Raw genomic sequence first — 23,993 nt, 5'->3', positions numbered from 1 at the left:
GAGCGGGCAATCCTGCCGGTCGACAGTATCGGGCATGACAGCGACAATGCCTGACACCAAGACCGCGGCCCGCACCGGGTGGATCACCGACTGGCGCCCCGATGACGAAGCCTTCTGGCAGTCGACCGGGAAGAAGGTCGCCCGACGCAACCTCCTGTGGTCGGTGGTGGCCGAGCACCTCGGCTTCTCGGTATGGGTGATGTTCAGCATCGTGGCCCCGTACCTCGCGGCCGCAGGCTTCGACTTCACCACCGGCCAGTTGTTCTGGCTCACCGCCGTGCCGAACCTGGTGGGCTCGTTCCTGCGGATCCCCTACACGGCCGCCGTCGCGGTCTTCGGGGGCCGGAACTGGACGGTCATCTCCGCGTGCCTGCTGGCCGTCCCCACCGCCCTCCTCGCCTACTGCGTCATGACGCCGGGAACCCCGTTCTGGCTGTTCATCGTCGCGGGTGTCACCGCCGGTTTCGGCGGCGGCAACTTCGCCTCCTCGATGGCGAACATCTCCTATTTCTATCCCGAGCGCCACCGCGGTGCCGCGCTCGGCGTGAACGCCGCCGGCGGCAACATCGGGGTCTCGGCCGTCCAGTTCATCGGCCCGTTCGTGCTGGCCTTCGGCCTCTTCGGGGCCGCACAGGGCGCCACCGAGGACGGCACCGAGGTCTTCCTCCACAACGTGCCCCTGCTGTGGCTGGTCCTGGCGCTGTTCGCGGCGCTCATGGCCTGGAGGTTCATGGACAACCTGGCCGTCTCGCGCACTCCGCTGCGCCGGCAGGTGCCGGCGCTGGCGCGCAAGCACACCTGGATCATGAGCGTGCTCTACATCGGCACCTTCGGGTCCTTCATCGGCTACTCCTTCGCGTTCCCGCTGGTCATCCAGATCGAATTCCCCGAGTTCAGCTCGCTGTGGATCGCGGCACTCGGCCCGCTGGTCGGCTCCCTCTCCCGCCCGTTCGGGGGCTGGCTGGCCGACAGGTGGGCGGGCGCCCCGGTCACGAGCGCGTCGTTCATCCTCATGGGCGCCGGGGTCCTGGGCGCGGTGCAGGGCGTCGACGCGGGGTCGTTCGCCCTGTTCTTCACCTCGTTCATGCTGCTGTTCACCATGAGCGGCGTCGCCAACGGCTCGACCTACCGGTCGATCCCGGCGATCTTCCAGGCCGAGGCCGGCGCCGAGGCGGGCGGCAGGCCCACCGAGGAGGCCGTGGTGCGGGCCAAGCGGCTCACCGCCGCCGCGCTCGGCTGGATCTCCGCCATCGGAGCCTTCGGCGGGTTCCTCATCAACCAGGCCTTCCGCATCGCCAACGAGCAGACGGGCTCGGTCATCCCTGCCATGTACGGCTTCCTCGCCGCCTACGCGGTCTTCCTGATGCTGAATTGGTGGTTCTACCAGCGCCGGGTCCTGGCCGACCGGGTCCCGAGCCTCGCCCACGCCAAGGTCTAGCCGATCCCCGGCGGCTGCGGCCGCCCCGGAGGGGGCGGCCGCAGCCGCGCCGCGGTGAGGCAGTGCACAAAGACGCCCTCCCGCCCCTCCTCTCACGCTGCGGTTAACAACCTTGTGCGCCGATCGCAACGGCACCGCCACGGACGGCGCACGACCCTGCAACCGGGCCGCGCCACCGTTGCGTCCATGACCGCGACACTGATCAGAGAGACAGCGCCGCCGACGCCCACCGAGCCTCGCAAGGGGTGGATCACCGACTGGCGTCCCGACGACGAGGAGTTCTGGCGGTCCACCGGCAGGAAGGTCGCCAGGCGGAACCTCGTCTTCTCCGTCATCACCGAGCACCTGGGCTTCTCGGTGTGGACGATGTTCTCGATCATCGTCCCCTACCTGGCCGCCGCCGGGTTCGGCTTCACCACCGGCCAACTGTTCGGCCTGGTCGCCGTCCCCAACCTGGTGGGGGCGTTCCTGCGGATCCCCTACACCTTCGCCGTCGGCGTCTTCGGCGGCCGCAACTGGACCATCGTGTCCGCCGGACTCCTGGTCCTGCCCACCGGCCTGCTGGCCTGGGCGGTCCAGAACCCCGGCACCCCGTACTGGGTGTTCGTGCTGTGCGGCGTCCTCGCCGGTTTCGGCGGCGGCAACTTCGCCTCCTCGATGGCGAACATCTCCTACTTCTATCCCGAGCGCCACCGCGGCGCCGCCCTCGGCGTGAACGCCGCCGGCGGCAACATCGGCGTCGCGGTGGTCCAGCTCGCCGGCCCGTTCGTGATCGCGGTCGGCCTCATCGGCGCCTCCCAGGGCGCCGCGGTCGACGGCTCGGCCTTCTACCTGCACAACGTGCCGCTGCTGTGGATGGCGCTGGCGATCGCCGCCGCGTTCCTCGCCCGGCGCTACATGAACAACCTCTCGGTCGCCAAGACCACCGTGAAAGGCCAGCTCCCGGCCCTGAAGCGCAAGCACACCTGGATCATGAGCGTGCTCTACATCGGCACCTTCGGGTCCTTCATCGGGTTCTCCTTCGCGTTCCCGCTGATGATCAGCATCGAGTTCCCCGCGTTCGCCTCGATCTGGCTGGCCGCGCTGGGGCCGCTCATCGGATCGCTGGCGCGGCCGTTCGGGGGCTGGCTCTCCGACCGCACCGGCGGCGGCGCACCGATCACCGGCACCTGCTTCGTGCTGATGAGCGCCGGCGTCCTCGGGGCGGTGTCGGGCGTGGAACTGGGCAGCTTCTGGCTGTTCTTCGCCTCGTTCATGGCCCTGTTCGTCCTCGCCGGGCTCGCGAACGGCTCCGCCTACCGGTCGATCCCGGCGATCTTCCAGGCCGAGGCCGGCGCCGAGGCGGGCGGCAGGCCCACCGAGGAGGCCGTGGTGCGGGCCAAGCGGCTCACCGCCGCCGCGCTCGGCTGGATCTCCTTCATCGGTGCGCTCGGCGGCTTCGCGGTCAACCAGGTGCTGCGCGTCAGCAACGACCAGACCGGCTCGATGATCGGCGCGATGTACGTCTTCGCCGGCTCCTACCTGGTCTTCTTCGCCATCAACTGGTGGTTCTACCAGCGCAGGGTCTTCGTCCTGCGGGCGCCGAGCCTCGCGTACGCGAACGTCTGAGCCCCGGACCGGTCCCGGCCCGTCGCCTCACCCCCGAGGCGGCGGGCCTTTCCGCTGCCGCCGAACGGCAGACCTGGCCTTTAGCATCCCCGAAACATTCGCCACGTAACCCTGTAATCGCCCGCGGGCATACTCGCCGCATGACCGTGCGAACCACCCTGCCGATCGTCCGGACCGCCGACACGCACTGCCCCTACTGCGCCCTGCAGTGCGGCATGCGGCTCGAGGAGAACGAGGCGGGAACGGTCACCGCCTCCCCCCGAGGCGGCGGCATGTGCAAGAAGGGCTGGACCGCGCCCGAACTGCTCGACCACCCCGAGCGCATCACCACCCCGCTCCTGCGCGGGGAACCGGTCTCCTGGGACACCGCGCTCGACCACGTCGCCGACAGGATCCGCACCCTCCAGGCCGACCACGGCAAGGACGCCGTCGGCGTCTTCGGCGGCGGCGGGCTCACCAACGAGAAGGTCTACCAGCTCGGCAAGTGGACCAGACTCGCGCTGGGCAGCAAACACATCGACTACAACGGCCGGTTCTGCATGTCCTCGGCCGCCGGCGCCCTCAACCGGTCCTTCGGGGTCGACCGCGGCCTGCCGTTCCCCGCCGAGGACCTCACCGGATCCGACGTGGTCATGCTCGTGGGCGCCAACCCGGCCGAGACCATGCCGCCGTTCATGCGGCACCTGGCCCAGAGCGAGCTCATCGTCGTCGACCCCCGCCGCACCGCCACCGCCGAGGCCGCCCAGTTGCACCTGCAGCCGCAGCCCGGCAGCGACCTGGCGCTCGCCAACGGCCTGCTCCACATCTGCATCGAGCAGGGCTACCTCGACCACGACTACATCGACGCCCACACCACCGGCTTCGACGAGGTCCGCCAGACCGCCGCCGGCTACTGGCCGGCCTTCGTGGAGCGGACCACCGGCGTCAGCGTCCCCGACCTCTACGCCACCGCCCGGCTCCTCTCGCAGGGGAAGGTCGCGATCCTCACCGCCCGCGGCTCCGAGCAGCACGCCAAGGGCGTCGACACCGTCACCGCCTGGATCAACCTCGCGCTCGCGCTGGGGCTGCCCGGCAGGCCGTCGTCCGGCTACGGGTGCATCACCGGCCAGGGCAACGGCCAGGGCGGCCGCGAGCACGGCCAGAAGGCCGACCAGTTGCCCGGCTACCGCATGATCGCCGACCCCGAGGCCCGCGAGCACGTGGCCGGGGTCTGGGGCGTCGACCCCGATTCGATTCCCGGGCCCGGCGTCTCGGCGGTCGAACTGCTCCGCAAGTGCGGCGACGAGGTCAAGATGCTGTTCGTGCTCGGGTCCAACCCGGTCGTCTCGGCCCCGCGCGCCGCCCGCGTCTCCGACCGGCTGCGGTCCCTCGACAGCCTGGTCGCGTTCGACTTCGTGATGTCCGAGACCGCCCGGCTGGCCGAGGTCGTCCTCCCGGTCACCCAGTGGGCCGAAGAGGACGGCACCATGACCAATCTGGAGGGGCGCATCATCCGCCGCCGCTCCCTGCGCCCGGCGCCCGACGGCGCGCGCTCCGACCTGTGGGTCATCGCCGAGCTCGCCGACCGGCTCGGGGCCGCCGGCACCTACCCGACCGACCCCGAGGCCGTCTTCGAGGAGCTCGGCCGCGCCTCGGCGGGCGGCAGGTCCGACTACTCCGGGGCCACCTACGAGAGCCTGGGGGAGGAGGGGCTCCAGTGGCCGGTGCCGGAGGCCGAACCCGCCGGGACGCCGCGCATGTTCACCGACTTCGAGTTCGGCACCCCCGACGGCAGGGCCAGGTTCGTCGCCGTCGACTACCGGCACCCGGCCGAGCGGCGCGACGGCGTCTACCCGCTCTACCTGACCACCGGCCGGGTCCTCACCCAGTACCAGTCCGGTGCCCAGACCCGCCTGATCGGCTCGCTCGAAGGCGAGCAGTACCTCCAGATCCACCCGGACACGGCCGTCCGCAACGGCATCAACGAGGGCGACCGGGTGCGGGTCACCTCCAGGCGCGGCTCCTACACCGCCCCGGCCCGGCTGAGCGCCGACATCCGGCCCGACACCGTGTTCTCCCCGTTCCACTTCCCGGGCGCGGCGAACGCCAACGCCGCGGTGTCCGACGTCCTGGACCCGATCAGCCGCATGCCCGAGTTCAAGGTCTGCGCGGTCAAGATCGCCCCCGCCCCCGAGCGGTGACCGCGTCCGCTTGACGGCGGCGAGCGGCCCGGCAGCGCTGCGCGCCGCCGGGCCGCTCGCGTCTCACCTGAGCCGCTGGGGGAGCAGGAACTCCAGATGCTCGTCGGCGATCCTCCGCTCCTCGACCTCGACCGTGCCGTAGCGCGCCAGCTCGCCGACCACCTCGTCGGCGAGCTGCGGCGGGGCCGAGGCCCCGGCGGTGACGGCCACCGCCTCGGTACCCTCGAGCCACGCCGCGTCGATGTCGGTCGGCCGGTCGATCAGCCGCGCCGGCGTGCCGGCTGCCGAGGCCAGCTCCACCAGCCGGTTCGAGTTCGACGAGTTCGGCGAGCCGATCACCAGCACCAGGTCCGCCTCGTCCACCACCGCCGCCAGGGCGGCCTGCCGGTTGGTGGTGGCGTAGCAGACGTCGTCCTTGGCGGGCCCCTTGACCTCGGGGAACCGCCGCTTCAGCGCCGCCGCGATCCGTTCGACCTCGCTGACCGACAGCGTCGTCTGGGCCAGAAACGTGAGCCGCGAGGCGTCCTCGACCTCCAGTCGCTCGACGTCCTCGGCCCGCTCGACCAGGACCGTCCGCTCCGGCGCCACCCCCTTGGTGCCGACCACCTCCTCGTGGCCCTCGTGCCCGATCAGGATGATCGTGTCGCCGCCCTCGGCGGCCCGCCTGGCCTCGCTGTGGACCTTCGTCACCAGCGGGCAGGTGGCGTCAACCGCGTCCAGGCCGCGGTCGGACGCCTCGGCCTCCACCGCCGGGGCGACCCCGTGCGCGGAGAACACCACCAGCGCTCCTTCGGGCACCTCCTCCAGTTCGGAAACGAACACCGCCCCGCGCGACTCCAGATCACCGACGACATGGGCGTTGTGGACGATCTGGTTGCGCACGTACACCGGCGGCCCGTACCGTTCGAGCAGCCGCTCGACGATGTCGATCGCCCGCTCCACCCCCGCGCAGAAGGACCGCGGGGCCGGCAGCAGCACCCGCATCAGCATGCCCTCCCCACCGTGGTCGCGGCCAGTCCGTGCAGGGCGGCCACCGCCTCCGCGGACAGGTCGGCCGACTCCAACCGCGCCGCGGCCGAGGCGGTGAGCACGTCGGCCGACTCCCGGCTGGACCGGCGGCCGCCGCACGCCTCGACCAGTTCGGCCGCGCGATGGACCTGCGCGTCGTCGAGCGGGCCGGTTCCGGCGTAGAGGCGGGTCAGCTCTGCGGCCTCCGGCCGGCCCGAGCCGAGCGCGGCGGTCACCGGCAGCGATTTCTTGCGGAGTCGCAGGTCGGAGAAGGCCGGTTTCCCGGTCACCTCCGGATCGCCCCAGATGCCCAGCAGGTCGTCCACGTGCTGGAAGGCCAGCCCGAGGCGGAACCCGAAGTCGCGCAGCGCCGCGGCCTGCTCGGCGCTGCCGCCCCCGAACAGCCCGCCGAGCTCGGTCGCGCAGGCCATGAGCGAGGCCGTCTTCGCCTCCGACATCGCCGTGCATTCGGCGATGCCGACCCGTTCTCGCCGCTCGAAGCGGGTATCGGACAACTGGCCGTCGATGAGCGCGCGGACGGTCGCGGCCAGTGTCCCCGCCCCGGCGGCCACCCGCGACGGATCGGCCTCGCCGAGGACCTCGAACGCCAAGGCGTGCAAGGCGTCACCGACCAGCAGGGCCTCGGTGGACCCGAAGACCTTCCAGACGGTGGCGCGGTGGCGCCGCACGGTGTCGCGGTCGATGATGTCGTCGTGGATCAGCGAGAAGTTGTGTACCAGCTCCACGGCCACCGCGGCCGGCACGGCCGGCCGCCAGGCCTCGCGGTCGCCGGAGGCGACCGCCCCGGCGGCCAGCAGCGTCAGCAGCGGGCGCAGCGCCTTGCCGGAGCTGCCTTCGATTGGTGCTCCCTCGGGGTCGGTCCAGCCGAAGTGGTAGGACGCGACCCGGGAGGCCGGGGCGGGAAGCCGATCGACCGCGGACCGCAGTCCGAGGTCGATGGCCTCCCGCTCGGCGGTGAACTCGTCGGTCAAGACCGCCATCGGCAGCCCTAACGCCCCAGCTCGACGTTCTCGAGCACGCCCAGTGCGTCCGGAACCAGGACCGCCGCAGAGAAGTAGGCGCTGACCAGGTAGGACATGATCGCCTTCTCGTCGATGCCCATGAACCGCACCGACAGGCCCGGTTCGAACTCGTCGGGCAGGCCGGTCTGATGCAGCCCGATCACCCCCTGGTCGTCCTCGCCGGTGCGCATGCACAGGATCGAGGTGGTCTGCTCCGCGGAGATGGGGAGCTTGTTGCACGGCAGGATCGGCACGCCCCGCCAGGCCGGGATGTGGTGCCCGTGGAACTCTACCGTGGACGGGTAGAGGCCCCGCTTGGAGCACTCGCGGCCGATCGCGGCGATCGCCTTGGGGTGCGCCAGGAGGTACTCGGGCTTGCGCCGTCTGCTGAGCAGCTCGTCCAGGTCGTCGGGGGTCGGCGGCCCCGAGCGGGTCGGGATGCGCTGCTCGAACGCGGCGTTGTGGAGCAGCCCGAAGTCGCGGCTGTTCACCATCTGGTCCTCCTGCTGCTCGCGCAGGGCCTCGACGGTGAGCCGGAGCTGCTGCTCCATCTGGTTCATCGGCTTGTTGTAGAGGTCGGCCACACGGGTGTGCACCCGCAGTACGGTCTGGGCCACCGACAGCTCGTACTCGCGCGGGCGCAGCTCGTAGTCGACGAAGGTCTTCGGCAGGTCCGGTTCGCCGATGTGCCCGGAGGCGATGTCGATCGGGGCCTCGCCGTACTTGTTGGCCCTGGCCGAGGACCCGGTGCGGAACCGCTCGAAGTGCGCCGCCAGCGACGGGACGCGCTCGGACAGCTCGGCGACGGCCGCGGCCGGAAGGAACATCACCGTCGAGGGCACGGTGGCGCTGATGTCGCCGGTCCACTCCGGCTCGTGCTCGGTCAGCGCCCGCTGCCCGAAATGGTCGCCGTCGATCAGCACCCGCAGGGTCGACCGGTCGCCGTAGGGCCCGACCGCGGTCTTCTCCAGGCGGCCGTGGGCGATCAGGTAGAGCCCGTCGACGGGCTCGCCGGCCCGCGCCACCGGTTCGCCCGGTTCGAGCTCCCGCTGCTCGAAGCGCGCGGCCATCGCCGCGAGCGCCTCCTCGTCCTCGTAGCCGCGCAGCGCGGCGATCTCGGCGAGTTCGCCGGGGATGACGCGGACGGCCGCGCCTTCCTGGATGAACTCGACCTTCCCGTCGCCGACCGTGTAGGTCAGGCGGCGGTTGAGGCGGTAGGACCCGCCGTCGGTCTGGACCCAGGGGAGGATCCGCAGCAGCCACCGGGAGGTGATCTCCTGCATCTGGGGGACGGACTTGGTGGTGGTGGCCAGGTTGCGGGCCGCGGTGGTGCTGAGGCTGCTCTGCTCGGATCCGTTGTCGGAGTAAGGCGGCGGAGTCGTGGTGTCGATTGCCGAGTCGGTCATGGGATGCATTCCTCCCGTTAGGGCGTACGGATCGCTGTGCGGTTGTTATGGGTTGTGGTTGGACGGCGGGTCAGCGCCCGCCGTGGTCCGAGTCGATCGCGTCGAAGCGCTCGATCGCGGTCTGGTAGGCGGTCGGTTCGATGGCGCCGCCGCGGCTGAAGGGGAATTCGAGTTGGTAGGTCGCGAACAGCATCAGCGCGACCATTCCCGAGATCAAACCGACGACGATGAACTGGTAGAGGCGTGTGGGGGTGCCGAGGGTCAGCATCACCGCGAACACCAGGAGCGAGCCCGGCACGAGAACCGTCCACATCGCTCCCGACAGGCCCTGCCCGGCGTTGAAGAGGCGTTCGTATCTGGCCTCGGACACGGCGCGGACGCGGTCGCGGACGTCGCCGAGCCGGGCCTGCCGGGCCTCGTCGGCGGGCTCCTGGGCGGACACCGGCGCGTGCATCGCGTCCAGCAGCATCAGGCCCTCGGCGTCGACCGGTTCGATGCGCCGCATCTGGTCCCATTCGGTATCGACGACGTGCTCGGTGTAGGCGCGGACGGCCTCGCGGACCTCGTCGCGGTCGTCGTCGGGCAAGGTGTCGGCGGCCCAGTAGACCTCGACCAGGTCCCCGGCCTCCCGGTAGGTGATGTGGCCGGCTTCGTTCCGGTTCTCCCAGGCGGTGACGAGGACGAATGCCAGCACGATCGCGTAGAGGACGGTGATCAGCTCGAACAGGGTCGTGCCGATCTGGTTGTGCCCCTCGCGTCGGCTCGGCGGCTGCACCCTCTGGACCACCCACACGATCACGCAGGCCGCGGCCACGACGATCAGGGCGAAGGTCAGACCCTGCCACCAAATGGTCATTGACACCTCGGAATTCTCGATAAAGAATATTTGTCATGAACAGTGATATTCAGGGACGTAGCACTCGAATACGGCCGCTGCGGCGAGGGCTGGCCCTCGCTTCGGCGGTCCTGTTGACCTCGGCCGCCGCCGTGGCCTTCGCCCCGGCCGACCGTGCCGACGCGATCGACGTGGAACTGCGCCTCTGCCTCGACCTGCCGTTGCTGCCGCCGCTCCTGCCGTGCCCGGAGCCACCGCCGGAGCCGCCGTCTCCGCCGACGCCGCCCGAATCTCCCGCGCCCCCGAGCCCGCCGGAGCCGCCGTCGAGCCACCCCGAACCGCCGAGCCCGCCGGAGCCGCCGTCGCCGACATCCGTGCCTCCTTCTCCTTCGCCGTCGTCCTCGTCGCCGAGCCCTTCCAGTGCCCCGAGCCCTTCCACTGCGCCGAGTCCCGCCCCGAGCGAGACGCCCTCCCCCGAGCCGGAATCGAACTCCCCGTCCCCGCCCGCTCCGTCCCCGTCCGAGCCGCCCCCGAGCGACCCGGTCCCCCTGCCACCGGGTCTGGCGGTCAACGACCCGGATCCGGTGGCCGAGCTCGAATCGGAGGAGTCGACCGAGACCAAGCGCCGCATGATGGCCGTCCTGCTCGCCTTCGGCGTAACGACAGGTGCGGCCGCGGCAGTCGGAGGCCGGGAGAGGTGAGGCTCGGCCGCCGCAACTCGCTCTCGCGATAGCGGCCGCATTCGATGTGCCAGTTGAGGATCGCCGAGACCCAGTGCCGCAGATCCTCCACATAGGCGTCCAGTGAGGCTCGGGCGGCGTCATCGAGATCGAACCGTTCGACCACCTCGGGCAGTTCCTCGCCCGCGATGAGCTCGAACTGCTCGATCCGGGCCGAGATGAGGTCGGCGACCACCCGCATCGCCTCCTCCTCGGAGCAGCCGAGGAACTCCTCGGCCACCACCACGCCGTTGATGAACTCGCCCTCGAACTCGACCTCTTTCCGGTGGGAGAACAGGTCGTTGACGAAGCAGGCGGCGTTGACCGCGCAGGACTCCAGTTCCCGCACGGGCCGGGAGTCGTACACTTCCTGGGGCACCATCCTCCCGGTCGTCAGCCGCGCCAGGCTCATCGTCATGTCCGCGCCGAAGGTGTGCCGGCGCATCTCGATGTAGTCGACCGGATCGGGCACCCGGTTCTGGGCCTGCTGGTGCAGCTCCCACAGCCAGGACTCGAGCATCTTCTCGACGGCCCGCTTGAATTCCGCGCGCCCCGCTGGATGCAGCCCTGGGGCCGTGCGGGCCCACAGATCGGCCAGCCCCGCTTCGAGCGGGTTGCCGAGCGCGGGGACTTCCCCCGGTTCCAGCGGCATGCAAGCGGACAGCCGCCGGTTCTGCTCCACGGCCGCGGCGAACGAGCGGCCCCGGCCGAACACCGCCGGGTAGTAGTCGTCGCCGTAGGTGCCCCACGCCAGCCAGTCGGAGGACGTCTCCAACTCCTCCGGCGTTGCGTCCGGATCGATCCCGGCCGCGCACAGCGCCAGGTCGAAGATCTCGATCTGGTGGGGCGTCCACAGGCCCGAGCCGGGGCGCAGCGGATCCGGCACGGTCATCCCGACCGCGGCGGCCCACTCGATGTTGTGCCGCCGGGCGTGCTCCAGGTGCGGGTTCAGCCGCAGCTCGAACGGCATGTGGAACTCGGGCAGGGGGGAGGGGCCCACCGGCCGGAACGGCTCGCGGGCGTGCTGCCGGAGCGCCGAGGAGGCGACCCTCGCGGCCGAGGTGCCCAGGCCGTTCGGGCCGCCGAGGACCCGCTCGGCCGGGTCGTTCATGTAGCGGCTCGACCGCATGTGCCACTCGTGGCCGCCCGCCTGCCAGTCCTGGAGGCCCTTGGCGTACAACGCGATCGCGGTCTGCTCGTCGGGACGCAGGCCCCGATCGGCGCACAGGACCGGCATCTCGGTGAGCGCGGTGTTCTCGAACTGGTGCAGCCGGCTGGTCAGCACGTCGTTGACCAGGTCGGCCGCTCGCCGGGTCTCGCACCCGAGGAAGCGCTCGAAGACCAGGACCGCGTTGGCGTTCTCGCCCTCCTCGGTGACCTCCCGCTGGTAGGAGAACAGGTCGTTGCGCAGGTGGACGGCGTCGCTGAAGGTGTCGCGCAGGACCAGCAGCGGGCGCTCTCCGGCGATCCGGGACGGGACCTCGGCGCCGACGGCGTACTCGACCAGGTTGGCCGACCACGGCGCCCCGCCGACCATGCGGCGCATGGCGATGTACTCGATCGGGTTGGCCACCCGGTCGGAGGTGATGTTCGCCAGCTCCCAGAGCGACTCGAACAGGAGGTTCACGGTGCTAACGGTGAAGCGCCGCCGCCAGTCCTCGTTCATGTGCGGCGCAGTGCGCCGCCACAGGTCGTCCAGGCCGCGCTCGACCGGGTTCGCCGGTTCGGGCGTCTGTCCGATGTCGATCGGCATGAACAGCGGGATGCGGTCCAGGTAGGCTCGCGCGCCCACGGTGTCGCGGGTGCGCTTGAATGCCTCCAGGAAGTGGTCGTCGAAGAAGAACACCCACACGTACCAGTCGGTGATCAGCTCGAGCGCCTCGGCCGGGCAGTCCGGGTGCGTGTAGGCGCACAGCAGGCCGTAGTCGTGGCGCTCGAGATCGGCCTCGTCCCAGACGACCCCGCCGCCGGCGGCGGGGGAGTCGAGCATGCCCATCTCCTTGGCCCAGATGCGGGCGTGGGTGCGGGCCTGCTCCAAATGAGGGTTGAGGCGCGGCGGATACGGGAGGTAGAAAACGGGGAGATCGAACGGACGGTTTCGAGTCATGGGACTCCTCGGGCTCGAACAACCGGATCGCGTGCCCGTTCAATGTACGATCCGTTCAAACGATCTTGTATCCCCCGATTCAGTGACAAAAGTCCGATCTAGGCATGAGATGTCACCAATCCGACAGCGAATGAGATAGGGAAAGCTGTCGAGGTCGGGCTCCGAGGGCGTGAGGACTACTTAGCACGCGCGAAACATTCGCCGCGCGACTGTGTAACAGCGTCAAGCCACCCTGGAGGTCCGTCGAGGTCAGACAGCGCTGTCGCCGCGACTGCGCGGAGATCCGGACCCGAACCCGGTCCGCCGCGCCGCCAGCCGTCCCCAGCATCCGGGAGGTCCAGCGCGTGAAGGTCGCCATCGTCGGCTACGGCATGGCCGGCGCCCGCATCGCCCGCGAACTCGGCCGCCGCGGAGTCGAGGTCACCGTCTTCGGAGCCGAGCCCAGCGCCGCATACAACCGCATCCTGCTGTCCAGCATGATCGCCGGGAAGCAGTCCGAGGCCGAGATCGCCCTGCCCACCCCGCCCGATCACGTCGAACTCCGGCTCGGGCACGAGGTCAAGGAGGTCGACCTCGAGGCCAAGACCATCGACGGGACCGGCTTCGACAAGCTGGTCCTGGCCACCGGAGCCGACTCCTTCGTCCCGCCGATCCAAGGGCTGTCCCCGCTCCCGACCGGCGCCTACGTGCTGCGGACGATCGAGGACGCCCGCCGCATCCTCACCGAGACCGAGAACCGCGCCAACGCCGTCGTCCTCGGCGGAGGCCTGCTCGGCCTGGAGGCCGCCCGCGGGCTGGCCGGCCGCGGCCTCGACGTCACCGTCGTCCACGCCGCCGGCCACCTGATGGACCGCCAGCTCGATCCGCTCGGCGCGCAGGTCCTCGCCGACACCTACGACGACCTCGGCGTCCGGTCGATCACCGACGCCCAGACCACCCGCGTCATCCACGGCGACGACGGCCTGACCCTGGTCCTGGCCGACGGCCGCACCGTCACCGGGCAGCTCATGGTCGTCTCCTGCGGCGTGCGGCCCAACCTCGACCTGGCCCACTCCATGGGCCTGGAGACCGGCCGCGGCGTGGTCATCGACGACCAGTGCCGCACCTCCCACCCGGACGTGTTCGCCGTCGGCGACTGCGCCGAGCACCGCGGCATCCCCTACGGCCTGGTCGGCCCCGCCTGGGAGCAGGCCGACGTGGTGGCCGACCTGCTCTCGGGCGTGAACGAGGACGCCAACTACGCCGGGTCGCGCCTGGTGACCCGCCTCAAGGCCACCGGGATCGACCTGGCCGCGATGGGCCGGACCGACGGCGACGAGGTCGTCTCCTTCGCCGACCCCACCCGGGGCACTTACGCCCGCCTGGTCATCGACGAGGACGGGCGCCTCGCCGGAGCGGTCATGCTCGGCGACAACCCCATGGTCGGCCAGGTGGTGCAACTGTTCGACACCGGTGATCCGGTGCCGCACGACCGCCGCACCCTCCTGATGGGCCGGCCCGGCGAGTCGGTGTCGGTCGCCCCCGACTCGCCCGCGTCGATGGCCGACGAGGTCGTGGTGTGCCGGTGCAACAACGTGACCAAGAAGCAACTGACCGAGGCGTTCCACGGCGGCGCGCGGACGCCGGAGGCGCTGTCGGACGCCACCCAGGCTTCGACCGGCTGCGGCACCTGCGCCGACGATGTCGCGGGACTGTGCAAGTGGCTCAACGGAACCGTCGAAGGCATCGGCGAGGCCGCGGCGAGATTGAATGAGGTATCAGCATGAGCGACAAGCGATTGGTAGTAATCGGCGACGGCATGGTGGGCCGCCGCTTCCTGGAGGCGGTCGTCGAGCGCGACCCGTCCTGGCAGGTCACGGTCCTGGCCGAGGAACCGCGCCCGGCCTACGACCGGGTGCGCCTGTCGGCGTTCTTCGACGGCGTCAGCGCCGAGGAGCTCTCACTGGCCTCCGACCTGCCCGGCGTGGACGTGCGCCTCGGCGAACCGGCCCTCGCGATCGACCGCGAGGCCCGCCGGGTCGCCACCGCCGGAGGCGACTACGCCTACGACAAGCTGGTCCTGGCCACCGGCTCCTACCCGTTCGTGCCTCCGGTCGAGGGCAGCGACCTCGACGGCGTCCACGTCTACCGCACCATCGAGGACCTGGAGGCCATCAGGTCCCGCGCCGAAGGCCGCCGGCACGGCGTCGTCGTCGGCGGCGGCCTGCTCGGCCTCGAAGCGGCCAACGCCCTCCGCCTCCTGGGCCTCGAGACCCAGATCGTCGAATTCGCGCCCTGGCTCATGGCCCGCCAGCTCGACGAGGCCGGCGGCGGGGTCCTCAAGCAGCACATCGAGCGGCTCGGCATCGACGTCGCCTGCTCCACCGGCGGCACCAGGATCGAGCCGTCCGGCGACCGGCTGCGCATGGAGACCAATCAGGAGGGCCTCGCCTTCGACACCGACATGATCGTCTTCGCGGCGGGCGTCCGCCCTGCCGACGCGCTGGCCCGCGAGGCCGGCCTGGCGGTCGGCGAGCGCGGCGGCGTCGTCGTCGACCCCTCCTGCCGGTCCTCCGATCCCGACGTCTACGCCATCGGCGAGGTCGCCGCCATGGAGGGCGTCTGCTACGGCCTGGTCGCCCCCGGCTACGCGATGGCCGAGGTCGCCGCCGACCGGCTCGCCGGCGGCGAGGCCACCTTCCCCGGCGCCGACCTGTCCACCAAGCTCAAGCTGCTCGGGGTCGACGTCGCCCAGTTCGGCGAGATGGACGGCCCGCTCGCCACCACCTACCTGGACCCGGCCGAGGGCGTCTACGCCAAACTGGTGCTGTCCGACGACGCGCAGACCCTCCTGGGCGGCATGCTCGTCGGCAACGCCGAGCCCTACCCGCTGCTGCGCGCCAGCGTGGGCGGGAAGGTCCCCGGGCAACTGGCCGACCTGCTCTCCTCGGGCGAGGTCGAGGGGGCCCTGCCCGACGGCGCCCAGGTGTGCTCGTGCAACTCGGTCACCAAGGGCGAGATCATGGGCGCGGTCGCCGACGGCTGCCACGACGTGGGCGCGATCAAGTCCTGCACCAAGGCCGGCACGAGCTGCGGGTCCTGCGTGCCGATGCTCAAGCAGTTGCTCGCCGAGGGCGGGGTCGAGGTCTCCAAGTCCATCTGCGAGCACTTCGCCCAGTCCCGGGCCGAACTGTTCGACATCGTCAAGGTCACCGGCATCTCGAGCTTCAGCGAACTGATCGCCCGCCACGGCTCCGGCTCCGGCTGCGACCTGTGCAAGCCCGCGGTCGCCTCGATCCTGGCGAGCCTGGCGAACGGCCACATCCTCGACGGCGAGCAGGCCGCCCTGCAGGACACCAACGACCACTTCCTGGCCAACCTGCAGCGCAACGGCACCTACTCGGTCGTGCCGCGCATCCCCGGCGGCGAGGTCACGCCCGACAAACTCATCGTCCTCGGGGAGGTCGCCAAGGAGTTCGGGCTCTACACCAAGATCACCGGCGGCCAGCGCGTCGACCTGTTCGGCGCCCGCGTGGAGGACCTGCCGAAGATCTGGCGGCGCCTGGTCGACGCCGGTTTCGAGTCCGGCCACGCCTACGGCAAGGCGCTGCGCACCATCAAGTCCTGCGTCGGCACCGACTGGTGCCGCTACGGGGTGCAGGACTCGGTGAAGATGGCCATCGACCTGGAGCTGCGCTACCGGGGCCTGCGGAGCCCCCACAAGGTCAAGTCGGCCGTCTCCGGCTGCGCCCGCGAGTGCGCCGAGGCCCGGAGCAAGGACTTCGGCGTGATCGCCACCGAGGACGGCTGGAACCTGTACGTGGGCGGCAACGGCGGCTTCACGCCCCGCCACGCCGACCTGCTGGTGTCCGACGTGGACTCTGAGACGCTGGTCCGGACCATCGACCGGTTCCTGATGTTCTACATCTCGACCGCCGACCGCCTCCAGCGCACCTCGAAGTGGCTGGAGTCCCTCGACGGCGGCGTGGACTACGTCCGCGAGGTCGTGGTCGACGACCGGCTCGGCATCTGCGAGGACCTCGACGCCATGATGGCCAAGCACGTCGAGTCCTACACCGACGAGTGGAAGGGCGTCCTGGACGACCCCGAGAAGCTCGAGCGGTTCGTCTCCTTCGTGAACGCGCCCGACACGCCCGACCCTTCGATCGAGTTCGAGACCGTCCGCGGTCAGAGCTTCCCGGCGGGCACCACCGAACGTTCGCACGCCCGGCCGGTGCCGCTCGGCACTCCGGAACGACTCGGCTCGGAAAGGAGCTGACCCAGATGGAATCGATCTGCGCCTTCGACCGGCTCGTCCCCGGAAGGGGAGCCGCGGCCCTGCTTGCCGACGGCACCCAGGTGGCGGTGTTCCGGCTCGCCGACGGCGGCCTCTACGCGGTGTCCAATCGCGACCCGTTCACCGGTGCGTACGTGATGAGCCGCGGCATCGTCGGCGACCGCAGCGGCGAGCCCACAGTGGCCTCCCCGCTGCACAAGCAGGTGTTCTCCCTCAAGACCGGCCAGTGCCTCGACGACGGGGACCAGTCCCTGGAGGCCTTCGCCGTGGAGGTCGTCGGCGGCGAGGTCCGCGTCGGCGCGGCCTCGGATGTGAAAGCGAGCGCCTTATGGCCACCGCCCCAGCCCCGCCGAAGTCCGCCCCCGGAGAGCGCGCGCCGCTGGCACCGCTCACCGGCTACACCGTGGCGGTGACCGCCCAGCGCCGGGCCGAGGAGCTCTCGGCGCTGCTGGAGCGCCGCGGCGCGCGCACCGTCATCGCGCCCACGCTCCGGATCGTGCCGCTGCCCGACGACGAGGCGCTGCGCGCCGCCACCGTGGAGCTGATCCGGGAGGCGCCCGACGTGATCGTGGCGACCACCGGGATCGGCTTCCGCGGTTGGCTGGAGGCGGCCGAGGGCTGGGGCATGGGCGGGGACCTGCTGGAGGCGATGCGCCGCGCCGAGATCCTGTGCCGCGGACCGAAGGCCCTCGGTGCGGTCCGGGCCGCCGGGCTCACCGAGCGCTGGACCGCCCCCTCCGAGACCGGCGACGAGGTAGTCGAGTACCTCAGAGAACGCGGCGTGGCCGGTCAGCGGGTGGCGATCCAGTTGCACGGCGACCCGGCCGAGGACTTCATCCGCACCGTCCGCAGCGGCGGCGGAGCGGCGGTGCCCGTCCCGGTCTACCGGTGGACCCTGCCGACCGACATCACCCCCGTCCAGCGCCTGGTCGACGCCGTCTGCGCCCGCCGGATCGACGCGGTGACCTTCACTTCCGCTCCCGCCGCGAACGCCTTGCTGCGCATAGCCGGCGACCAAGCGGCGGACCTGATGGAGGCCCTGCGCGCACCGGCCGAGGACAGCGGCGTCCTCCCGGTCGCGGTGGGGCCGGTGACGGCGGCGCCGCTGACCCGGCTCGGCGTCGACGCGGTCCAGCCCGAGCGGGCGCGTCTGGGTTCCCTGGTCCGCACCGTGGCCGCGGACCTGCCCAAGCGGTCCCGCCGCGTCCGGCTGGCGACCGGCCACCGGATGGAACTGCGCGGACACATGGTCCTGCTCGACGACGAGCCCTACCAGCTCCCGCCCGCGCCGATGGCGGTCATCCGGGCGCTGGCCGTCGCCGAGGGGAAGGTCCTGTCGCGGGCCGAGCTGCTCCGGCACCTCCCCAGGGGCGCCGACGGCCACGCCGTGGAGATGGCGGTGACGCGGCTGCGGGACGCGGTGAATCTGCGCTCCTGCGTCGAGACGGTCATCAAGCGCGGCTACCGGTTGAACCTGGACACCTAGCGGCTCCGCGTCGTGCGCTCACGGCCGGTCGCACCAGGCCGCCGACGAGGGCAGTAGCAGCAGGACCACGATCACCAGGTTGAGGGCGATCCTGGTGTACGACGGGGTGTCCCCGCCGACCAGGGCGAAGGATGCGGTCGCGGTGCGGAAGAGGCACAGGCCGATGGCGGTCGAGCGGGCCCAGCGGAGGCGGAGCTGGATGCCCAGGCCCAGCAGGGCGTTGGCGAAGTGGGCGAAGGCCAGGATGAACAGGAGGACCGCGGTGACGGTGTTCCCGTCGGGCCGGGCGGTGTAGTCGACCCACTCGGGTCCGGAGTCGATCAGGCCGTGGGCGGCGGTGATCCACAGGATCGCCACCGTGGCGAGGATGGGGAACGGGATGCCTCGCAGCAGCGTGCCGGGTTTCTCCCGAGTGGCCATGGGGATCTCACTTCCGCGACCGGGTCCACCGCCAACAGTAGTGGGAAGCGACCGGCGCGGAGGCCGCGGGCGACCGGTCTCCACTGGGGAAACGTGCCCCAACCGGTGGCGCGGCCGCGGCCGGAACCGTACGATGGGCGCAGTCGACGAGAAAGACGGAGACCACCATGGCATATGGACAGCCGCCGCAATACCCGCCCGCGCCTCCACCGCCGCCGCCGCCGGGACCCAAGCCGCGGCCCGCGCCGGTCACCGCCGCCGTGTGGACGCAGTTCCTCACGGCGCTCGTACTGGTGCTGACCGCGGTCTCCATGTTCGCCGTCCAGGGCGCGGTCCAGGAGGAGATGGAGGAGCAGCTTCTCGACGATCCGGAGCTCTCCGGCATCACCTCCGACGACATCGGCATGCTCGTGACGGTGTCCTTCGCGGTGGTCGCCGCGGTCTACATCCTGTTCGCCGTCTTCTATGTGGTGCTGGGCCTGCTCAACAACCGCGGGAACCGACCGGCGCGGATCCTCAGTTGGGTCCTCTCGGGCATCGCCCTGGCCTGCTGCGGCCTCGGCGGCCTGATCGGCCAGCTCGGTTCCACCACCATGTCGATGGGCGACACCGAATTCGAGGACGAGACCACCCAGGTGGCCCAGGACGTCACGCCCGCCTGGGTGAGCACACTGGAGTGGATCACGCTGCTGTTCCTGATCGTCGGGTCGCTGCTGATCATCATCATGCTGGCGCTGCCGGCCTCGAACGACTACTTCCGCAAGGAGCAGCCGCAGCAGTTCCCGGGGCAGCCGCCCTACGGGCAGCAGCCCCCGTACGGGCAGCAACCGCCCTACGGCCAGCAGCCGCCGCCCCCGGGCCAGCAACCCCCGGACGAGCCGCCGCCCGGACCCGGCCGGCCTCCGCAACCGCCGCAGCAGTAACCGGACCGCGCCGACGGCCCCGCCGAACGGCGGGGCCGTCGGCCTGCACCGGCCCGACGCCGACGCCCGGGTTGGCACGGATGCGGGATACGACCGGGGCTCCGGCGGCCTACGTTGGAGTCACGCGACCCGCCGGACGGAGGACACCATGAGCGACTACGGCGAATTCGACGACAACATCGACTACGGCGACGAGATCGACGGTGCCGAGGCCGTCGAGGACTACGGGGACTCGGTCCTCGCCGACACCGACGGCGACGGCCGCGCGGACGTCGCCGGCTACGACACCTCCGGTGACGGGCAGACCGACACCTACGCAGCCGACACCACGGGGGACGGTCAGAGCGACCACTTCCAGATGGACCTCAGCGGCGACGGCGAGACCGACACCTCCGCGCGCGACACCACCGGCGACGGCCGGATCGACTACCTCCGCACCGACACCACCGGCGACGGCTACATGGAGACCCTCATGGCCGACACCGACGGCGACGGCGTCTACGACGTGGCGATGGCCAACACCGACGACGACACCGACTTCGACGAGGTCACCGTCGACGGCGAGACCGTGAGCATCGACGACGAAGGCGCGCTCGTCGCCGAGGAGGACCAGAGCGGCGACGGCAGCGCCGACGCGCGGGCCTACGACGTCGACGGCGACGGCGACGCCGAGTACTTCCGCTACGACACCGACGGCGACGGCGACTTCGAGACCCAGGTGGTCGACCGGGACGGCGACGGCGAGGACCCCGACGCGGTATTCGTCCACAATGACAACACCGAGACGTACGTCGACGAGGTGCGGTTCGGAGGCGACGAACCGGAGGACGGCCAGGGCCCGCTCACCGGCCTCCGCGGCCCGAGGGCCTGACGCGCCGTCCGGCCTTCGTTAGGCTGGCGGCGTGAGCGCTGACGAACCCCGCCTCGCCCAGCGGTACGCCCGGCAGCCGGCGAACGCGGCCGAAGCGGTGGCGATGCAGGCCGAACTGGCCGGCTGCGTCGTCGTCGCCGACAACGCCCGCGCGGTCGAGACCGTCGCGGGGCTCGACATCGCCTACGACAAGCACAGCGACGAGGCGGTGGCCACGGCGGTGGTCCTGCGGCGCGGGGACCTGGCCGAGCTCGACCGGGCGGTGGTGCGCGGCAGGTCCGAATTCCCGTACGTCCCCGGTCTGCTGGCCTTCCGCGAACTGCCGATGCTCCTGCGGGCGGTCGAAGCGCTCACCGCCGACCCCGACCTGTACGTCTGCGACGGCTTCGGCCTGACCCATCCGCGGCGCTTCGGACTGGCCTGCCACCTCGGGGTGGTGCTCGACGCCCCGGCGATCGGCGTGGCCAAGAACCCGCCGCACCTGCCGGTCGACGAACCGGGGCGAGCGCGGGGCGAGTGGACCTCGATCCGCGGCGGCGACGAGGTCATCGGCTGCGCCCTGCGCACCCGCGGCGGCGTCAGACCCGTCTACGTCTCGGTCGGCCACCGCTGCACCCTCGGCACCGCCCGCGAGCTCATCCTCGAACTGGCCCCCGGGTACCGCCTCCCCGAGCCGATCCGCGCCGCCGACCGCCTGGGCCGCAGCCACCTGACCCGGTCCTGAACCTACCTGCCGTCGGTTGCGATCGGAGTGACGTACTATCGTGTACGTACATTGCGGCCGGGGCCTGGGGGTGGCACTGATGAGTGAGGTGACGGTACGTGAGTTCTCACGCAATCCGAGCGCGTTCTTCGCGCTGGCGGAACGAGGTGAGTCGGTGACGGTGACCAAGCACGGCCAGGCCGTCGCGATGGTGGTGCCCGCGGCGGGCGCTCTGGGCAAGTACGCGCCCCTGGTGGCCGAGGGACGAATCAAGCTCAAGTCGTTCACCACCGACGACATCGACCAGATTTCACGCTTCGAACCCGAAGGGCCGGGAGATCCGGTAGAGACCCTTCTCAAGATGCGAGAAGAGGATTCGGATCTTGCTTTACATGGATGCCTCGGCATTGGTCGCGCTGTACATGGGGCGGGACAACGTGAAGGACTTGCGGAGTTTCCTCAAGGAGGGCCAGAGCGTCCCGATGGCGACGAGCACTGTCGGGTTCGTCGAGACGGTCCGGACCTCGAGCCGGCATGGACAGTTCCCGAGGCTGATGTCCGAGCTCGATTCCGCCGTGACCGAGATCCACTTGACCGACGAGGTCCGGGATACGGCGATGTACCTTCCCGGCAGGCTTCGTGCGTTGGACGCCATACACGTCGCCAGCGCGCTGAGCATTCAGGAGTATCTGACCGCCTTGGTCAGCTACGACCGCCGGATGATCGAGATCGCCCGCGAGCAGGGCCTCCCGGTCGCGTCTCCCGGAATGGACTGAACACCACCGGCCCCGAAGCGGAGCTTCGGGGCCGCACGCCTACCGGCACCCGGTTCAGTCCAGGCCGTGGGCCTTCCGCAGGTCTGCGGCCTCCGATTCGTCCAGGTGCGGGGACCGCAGCAGCTCCAGCGCCGCGTCCCGGTCGCCCATGTTCGCCCGGAACAGCGCCTCCACGGTGATCTTGTGCTCGGGCCGGTCGACCACCTCGAGTTCGGCGCCCGCAGCGACCTCGCCGGGCGCGGCCACCCGCAGGTACGCGCCGGGGCGGGCCTCGGCGGTGAACGTCTTCAGCCAGCCCCGCTCGCCGATCCAGCCGCGGAAGGTCCCGCACGGGATGCGCGGACCGGTGACCTCCAGGACCAGCCCGCCGGGTCCGCTCCAGCGCTCGCCGATCCGGGCCGCGCTCAGGTCGTGCCCGGTGACGGTGAGGTTCTCGCCGAAGCCGCCGTCGGGCAGCTTGCGGCCGAGAACCGACTCGAACCGGTCGTAGTCCTCGCGGGCGTAGGCGTAGACCGCCTGGTCGGTTCCGCCGTGATGCTTCAGGTCGCCGACCCGGTCGCCCGCGAGCCCGACCTCGCCGGACGGCTTCGGTCCGGCCGCGCGGACCGCGACCGGCCCGGCCACCGGCCGCTTGTCGATGCCGGTGAACTCGACGTCCTGTTTCCACTCGTTGGCCCGGGGATGGGCGATGTTGACCGAGATGATGCGCACGGAGGTAAACCTATGCCGCGACCGGTGGCGATCGCAATCGGATATGTCCGCCGCTCGGGTTAGGCTGTCACCGTGGGGGTCGGCACCAGGAAACTGTTCCGCGACGACGCGGTGGTGCTTCGCACCTTCAAGCTCGGCGAGGCCGACACGATCGTGTCCTGCCTGGGCCGCGGCCACGGCCGGTTCCGCGCCGTCGCCAAGGGCCTGCGCCGGACCTCCTCCAAGTTCGGGGCGCGGCTGGCCCCGTTCGGCCACGTCGACCTCCAGCTCATCGAGGGCCGCGGCGAGCTCCACACCGTCACCCAGGCGGTCGGCGTGCACCTGTCGGGCGGGAAGATCAGCGCCGACTGGCCCACTTACACCGCCGCCTGCGTCGTCGCCGAGGCCGCCGAGCGGCTCGTGCCCGAGGACCACCAGCCCGACCTCGGGGTCTTCCAGCTCACGCTCGGTGCGTTCCGGGCCCTGGCCGAGACCGGCCTGCCGCCGCTGCTGATCATGGACTCCTACCTGCTGCGCGGGATGAAGACCGCCGGCTGGGCGCCGTCGCTCAGCGAATGCGCCGCCTGCGGCAGGGGCGGCGAGCACCGGGCCTTCGCCGTCGCCGCCGGCGGAGCGGTCTGCCGCGACTGCCGCCCCGGCGGGGCTGCGGTCCCGACCCCGGCCTCGATGGAGCTCATGCGGGCCCTGGAGGCCGGCGACTGGCCCCACGCCACCGCCGCCGACGGCCGCGAGCGCACCGAGGCTGCCGGCCTGATCGCCGCCCATTTCCAGTGGCATTCCGAACGCCCGCTGCGCACCCTCAAGTACGTGCCGCACTGAGGTCGCTATACCGGCGGCACCCCATGCACCGTCATCGGACGGAAGTCTCGACGGTGATCATCGGGACTCCCTCAGCTCCCGCAGCGTCTCGACGATCTCCTCGGTCGAGATGGTGTCAGTGGCCGTCCGGTCGATCTCCGCGAAGATCTCCCCGTTCGTCGGCTGCGGGGCGTCGTGGGGCATCTTTCGGAGCAGGTATTCGTCGAGGGGCAGTCCCGCTGCCTGCACCCGCCGTTCCCAGTGGCGTCGAACCTCGACCGGGACCGACTCATCCCGCATGTCGTCCATGTCGTCATCGTGGTTCTCGAGCATCCGAGAAGTTGACTTCCTCCCTGGCCTGAGGGCCGAGGATTCCTACCACCCGCGAGGCTGCGGGTCTCGGTGGGTTCCCGCTTCGACCCGCTGTGCCCGGCCTCCCGGGTCTTATCAGCGGTCCACGGGCGTTTTACCTGTCCGCCTGCCCGGCGGCCAGAATGTTCCTTGCGGCGTTGACGTCTCTGTCGTGGGCGGCCCCGCAGGCGGTGCAGGTCCATTCGCGGACGCTGAGCGGCTTGGGGCCGTCCTTCGCCCCGCAGGCCGAGCACGTCTGGCTGGTCGGCAGCCACCGGTCGACCTTCGCGAAGGCGCGTCCGTACCGGGCGGCCTTGTACTCGAGCATATGCACGAACGCCGACCATCCGGCATC

Annotated in this window: 22 protein-coding genes and 1 pseudogene; 13 read left to right on the top strand and 10 right to left on the bottom strand. The window is 71.0% G+C overall.

The features are described 5' to 3' along the window. The first annotated feature begins 46 nt into the window (after positions 1 to 46). The 3 genes from CUT39_RS15910 (at position 47) to CUT39_RS15900 (ending at position 5,226) form a co-directional block, all read left to right on the top strand. A complete protein-coding gene (locus CUT39_RS15910) occupies positions 47 to 1,438 on the top strand; it encodes an MFS transporter (RefSeq protein ID WP_100448344.1) in 1,392 nt (463 codons plus the stop codon). A 186-nt stretch (positions 1,439 to 1,624) separates the two neighbouring features. Continuing rightward, complete coding sequence (locus tag CUT39_RS15905; protein ID WP_100448342.1) at positions 1,625 to 3,046, top strand: MFS transporter; 1,422 nt, start codon at positions 1,625 to 1,627, stop codon at positions 3,044 to 3,046. A gap of 140 nt (positions 3,047 to 3,186) precedes the next feature. Then, the gene (locus tag CUT39_RS15900; RefSeq protein ID WP_100448340.1) at positions 3,187 to 5,226 is read left to right on the top strand and encodes a molybdopterin oxidoreductase family protein; all 2,040 of its coding nucleotides are present in this window, start codon (positions 3,187 to 3,189) and stop codon (positions 5,224 to 5,226) included. 63 nt (positions 5,227 to 5,289) lie between these two features. Here the strand turns inward: CUT39_RS15900 and ispH are convergent, their stop codons facing one another. The 6 genes from ispH to CUT39_RS15875 all read right to left on the bottom strand — a co-directional run bounded on the left by ispH (position 5,290) and on the right by CUT39_RS15875 (position 12,323). Continuing rightward, on the bottom strand, positions 5,290 to 6,216 hold the full coding sequence (gene ispH, locus CUT39_RS15895; RefSeq protein ID WP_232805781.1) for a 4-hydroxy-3-methylbut-2-enyl diphosphate reductase: 927 nt from the start codon (positions 6,214 to 6,216) through the stop codon (positions 5,290 to 5,292). Then, the gene (locus CUT39_RS20880) at positions 6,210 to 7,235 is read right to left on the bottom strand and encodes a polyprenyl synthetase family protein (RefSeq protein WP_198587187.1); all 1,026 of its coding nucleotides are present in this window, start codon (positions 7,233 to 7,235) and stop codon (positions 6,210 to 6,212) included. The genes ispH and CUT39_RS20880 overlap by 7 nt, the downstream gene beginning before the upstream one ends. Positions 7,236 to 7,243: 8 nt before the next feature. Beyond that, positions 7,244 to 8,662, bottom strand: coding sequence for a family 2B encapsulin nanocompartment shell protein (locus tag CUT39_RS15885; RefSeq protein WP_100448334.1), 1,419 nt, complete (start codon positions 8,660 to 8,662; stop codon positions 7,244 to 7,246). Between the two features lie 70 nt (positions 8,663 to 8,732). After that, complete coding sequence (locus tag CUT39_RS15880) at positions 8,733 to 9,518, bottom strand: bestrophin-like domain (protein ID WP_100448332.1); 786 nt, start codon at positions 9,516 to 9,518, stop codon at positions 8,733 to 8,735. 49 nt (positions 9,519 to 9,567) lie between these two features. Next, a complete protein-coding gene (locus CUT39_RS20475) occupies positions 9,568 to 10,068 on the bottom strand; it encodes a hypothetical protein (RefSeq protein ID WP_157930741.1) in 501 nt (166 codons plus the stop codon). Beyond that, a complete protein-coding gene (locus CUT39_RS15875) occupies positions 10,065 to 12,323 on the bottom strand; it encodes a terpene synthase family protein (protein WP_157930740.1) in 2,259 nt (752 codons plus the stop codon). The genes CUT39_RS20475 and CUT39_RS15875 overlap by 4 nt, the downstream gene beginning before the upstream one ends. A 344-nt stretch (positions 12,324 to 12,667) precedes the next feature. On the opposite strand from CUT39_RS15875, the gene CUT39_RS15870 reads away from it, so the two are divergent. Genes CUT39_RS15870 through CUT39_RS15855 form a run of 4 tightly spaced genes read left to right on the top strand, consistent with a single transcriptional unit; the run spans position 12,668 to position 18,085 of the window. After that, complete coding sequence (locus tag CUT39_RS15870; protein WP_100448328.1) at positions 12,668 to 14,089, top strand: FAD-dependent oxidoreductase; 1,422 nt, start codon at positions 12,668 to 12,670, stop codon at positions 14,087 to 14,089. Then, a complete protein-coding gene (gene nirB / locus CUT39_RS15865; RefSeq protein WP_100448326.1) occupies positions 14,086 to 16,581 on the top strand; it encodes a nitrite reductase large subunit NirB in 2,496 nt (831 codons plus the stop codon). The genes CUT39_RS15870 and nirB overlap by 4 nt, the downstream gene beginning before the upstream one ends. A gap of 5 nt (positions 16,582 to 16,586) precedes the next feature. Next, positions 16,587 to 17,012 (top strand): nitrite reductase small subunit NirD, encoded by a 426-nt coding sequence (gene nirD, locus CUT39_RS15860; RefSeq protein WP_100448324.1) that lies wholly within the window; start codon positions 16,587 to 16,589, stop codon positions 17,010 to 17,012. Continuing rightward, positions 16,928 to 18,085: a uroporphyrinogen-III synthase gene (locus CUT39_RS15855; protein ID WP_100448322.1), complete on the top strand. Its 1,158-nt coding sequence runs from the start codon at positions 16,928 to 16,930 to the stop codon at positions 18,083 to 18,085. Before nirD ends, CUT39_RS15855 begins: the two co-directional genes overlap by 85 nt. An 18-nt stretch (positions 18,086 to 18,103) precedes the next feature. Here CUT39_RS15855 and CUT39_RS15850 read toward each other — a convergent pair whose 3' ends face one another. Then, complete coding sequence (locus CUT39_RS15850) at positions 18,104 to 18,505, bottom strand: hypothetical protein (protein WP_100448320.1); 402 nt, start codon at positions 18,503 to 18,505, stop codon at positions 18,104 to 18,106. Positions 18,506 to 18,672: 167 nt separating this feature from the next. Here CUT39_RS15850 and CUT39_RS15845 point away from each other — a divergent pair, with 167 nt between their 5' ends. The 5 genes and pseudogenes from CUT39_RS15845 (at position 18,673) to CUT39_RS15825 (ending at position 21,778) form a co-directional block, all read left to right on the top strand. Beyond that, a complete protein-coding gene (locus tag CUT39_RS15845; protein ID WP_157930739.1) occupies positions 18,673 to 19,428 on the top strand; it encodes a hypothetical protein in 756 nt (251 codons plus the stop codon). Positions 19,429 to 19,576: 148 nt separating this feature from the next. After that, on the top strand, positions 19,577 to 20,299 hold the full coding sequence (locus tag CUT39_RS15840) for a hypothetical protein (RefSeq protein WP_100448316.1): 723 nt from the start codon (positions 19,577 to 19,579) through the stop codon (positions 20,297 to 20,299). A 31-nt stretch (positions 20,300 to 20,330) separates the two neighbouring features. Further along, positions 20,331 to 21,023, top strand: coding sequence for an endonuclease V (locus CUT39_RS15835; protein WP_232805780.1), 693 nt, complete (start codon positions 20,331 to 20,333; stop codon positions 21,021 to 21,023). A gap of 79 nt (positions 21,024 to 21,102) precedes the next feature. Beyond that, positions 21,103 to 21,216: pseudogene (locus tag CUT39_RS21870) on the top strand (type II toxin-antitoxin system Phd/YefM family antitoxin); the annotation flags it as partial. Between the two features lie 178 nt (positions 21,217 to 21,394). Next, positions 21,395 to 21,778 (top strand): type II toxin-antitoxin system VapC family toxin, encoded by a 384-nt coding sequence (locus tag CUT39_RS15825; protein ID WP_232805788.1) that lies wholly within the window; start codon positions 21,395 to 21,397, stop codon positions 21,776 to 21,778. 54 nt (positions 21,779 to 21,832) lie between these two features. On the opposite strand, the gene CUT39_RS15820 is transcribed toward CUT39_RS15825, so the two are convergent. Next, a complete protein-coding gene (locus tag CUT39_RS15820; RefSeq protein ID WP_100448312.1) occupies positions 21,833 to 22,489 on the bottom strand; it encodes an MOSC domain-containing protein in 657 nt (218 codons plus the stop codon). Between the two features lie 72 nt (positions 22,490 to 22,561). Here CUT39_RS15820 and recO point away from each other — a divergent pair, with 72 nt between their 5' ends. Further along, positions 22,562 to 23,308 (top strand): DNA repair protein RecO, encoded by a 747-nt coding sequence (recO, locus tag CUT39_RS15815; RefSeq protein WP_100448310.1) that lies wholly within the window; start codon positions 22,562 to 22,564, stop codon positions 23,306 to 23,308. 57 nt (positions 23,309 to 23,365) lie between these two features. On the opposite strand, the gene CUT39_RS15810 is transcribed toward recO, so the two are convergent. Further along, a complete protein-coding gene (locus tag CUT39_RS15810; protein WP_100448308.1) occupies positions 23,366 to 23,620 on the bottom strand; it encodes a hypothetical protein in 255 nt (84 codons plus the stop codon). A 133-nt stretch (positions 23,621 to 23,753) separates the two neighbouring features. Beyond that, positions 23,754 to 23,993: zinc ribbon domain-containing protein (locus CUT39_RS15805; RefSeq protein WP_157930738.1), on the bottom strand; the 240-nt coding region annotated here is incomplete at its 5' end.

Source organism: Glycomyces xiaoerkulensis, assembly GCF_002798405.1.
GTDB classification, from domain to species: Bacteria; Actinomycetota; Actinomycetes; order Mycobacteriales; family Micromonosporaceae; genus Glycomyces; species Glycomyces xiaoerkulensis.
The sequence above is the reverse complement of the archived record's forward strand: the minus strand, read 5'-3'. Positions and strand labels throughout refer to the sequence as shown.

What these genes read in the sequence shown, in the direction of transcription:
- CUT39_RS15855 (WP_100448322.1), top strand. Translation starts at nt 16,928, where the DNA reads ATGGCCACCGCCCCAGCCCCGCCGAAGTCCGCCCCCGGAGAGCGCGCG.
- CUT39_RS15845 (WP_157930739.1), top strand. Translation starts at nt 18,673, where the DNA reads ATGGCATATGGACAGCCGCCGCAATACCCGCCCGCGCCTCCACCGCCG.
- ispH (WP_232805781.1), bottom strand. Translation starts at nt 6,216, where the DNA reads ATGCTGATGCGGGTGCTGCTGCCGGCCCCGCGGTCCTTCTGCGCGGGG.
- CUT39_RS15810 (WP_100448308.1), bottom strand. Translation starts at nt 23,620, where the DNA reads ATGCTCGAGAACCACGATGACGACATGGACGACATGCGGGATGAGTCG.
- nirD (WP_100448324.1), top strand. Translation starts at nt 16,587, where the DNA reads ATGGAATCGATCTGCGCCTTCGACCGGCTCGTCCCCGGAAGGGGAGCC.
- CUT39_RS15905 (WP_100448342.1), top strand. Translation starts at nt 1,625, where the DNA reads ATGACCGCGACACTGATCAGAGAGACAGCGCCGCCGACGCCCACCGAG.
- CUT39_RS20880 (WP_198587187.1), bottom strand. Translation starts at nt 7,235, where the DNA reads ATGGCGGTCTTGACCGACGAGTTCACCGCCGAGCGGGAGGCCATCGAC.
- CUT39_RS15840 (WP_100448316.1), top strand. Translation starts at nt 19,577, where the DNA reads ATGAGCGACTACGGCGAATTCGACGACAACATCGACTACGGCGACGAG.
- nirB (WP_100448326.1), top strand. Translation starts at nt 14,086, where the DNA reads ATGAGCGACAAGCGATTGGTAGTAATCGGCGACGGCATGGTGGGCCGC.
- CUT39_RS15875 (WP_157930740.1), bottom strand. Translation starts at nt 12,323, where the DNA reads ATGACTCGAAACCGTCCGTTCGATCTCCCCGTTTTCTACCTCCCGTAT.
- CUT39_RS15850 (WP_100448320.1), bottom strand. Translation starts at nt 18,505, where the DNA reads ATGGCCACTCGGGAGAAACCCGGCACGCTGCTGCGAGGCATCCCGTTC.
- CUT39_RS15885 (WP_100448334.1), bottom strand. Translation starts at nt 8,662, where the DNA reads ATGACCGACTCGGCAATCGACACCACGACTCCGCCGCCTTACTCCGAC.
- CUT39_RS15880 (WP_100448332.1), bottom strand. Translation starts at nt 9,518, where the DNA reads ATGACCATTTGGTGGCAGGGTCTGACCTTCGCCCTGATCGTCGTGGCC.
- CUT39_RS15910 (WP_100448344.1), top strand. Translation starts at nt 47, where the DNA reads ATGCCTGACACCAAGACCGCGGCCCGCACCGGGTGGATCACCGACTGG.
- CUT39_RS15900 (WP_100448340.1), top strand. Translation starts at nt 3,187, where the DNA reads ATGACCGTGCGAACCACCCTGCCGATCGTCCGGACCGCCGACACGCAC.
- CUT39_RS15825 (WP_232805788.1), top strand. Translation starts at nt 21,395, where the DNA reads ATGGATGCCTCGGCATTGGTCGCGCTGTACATGGGGCGGGACAACGTG.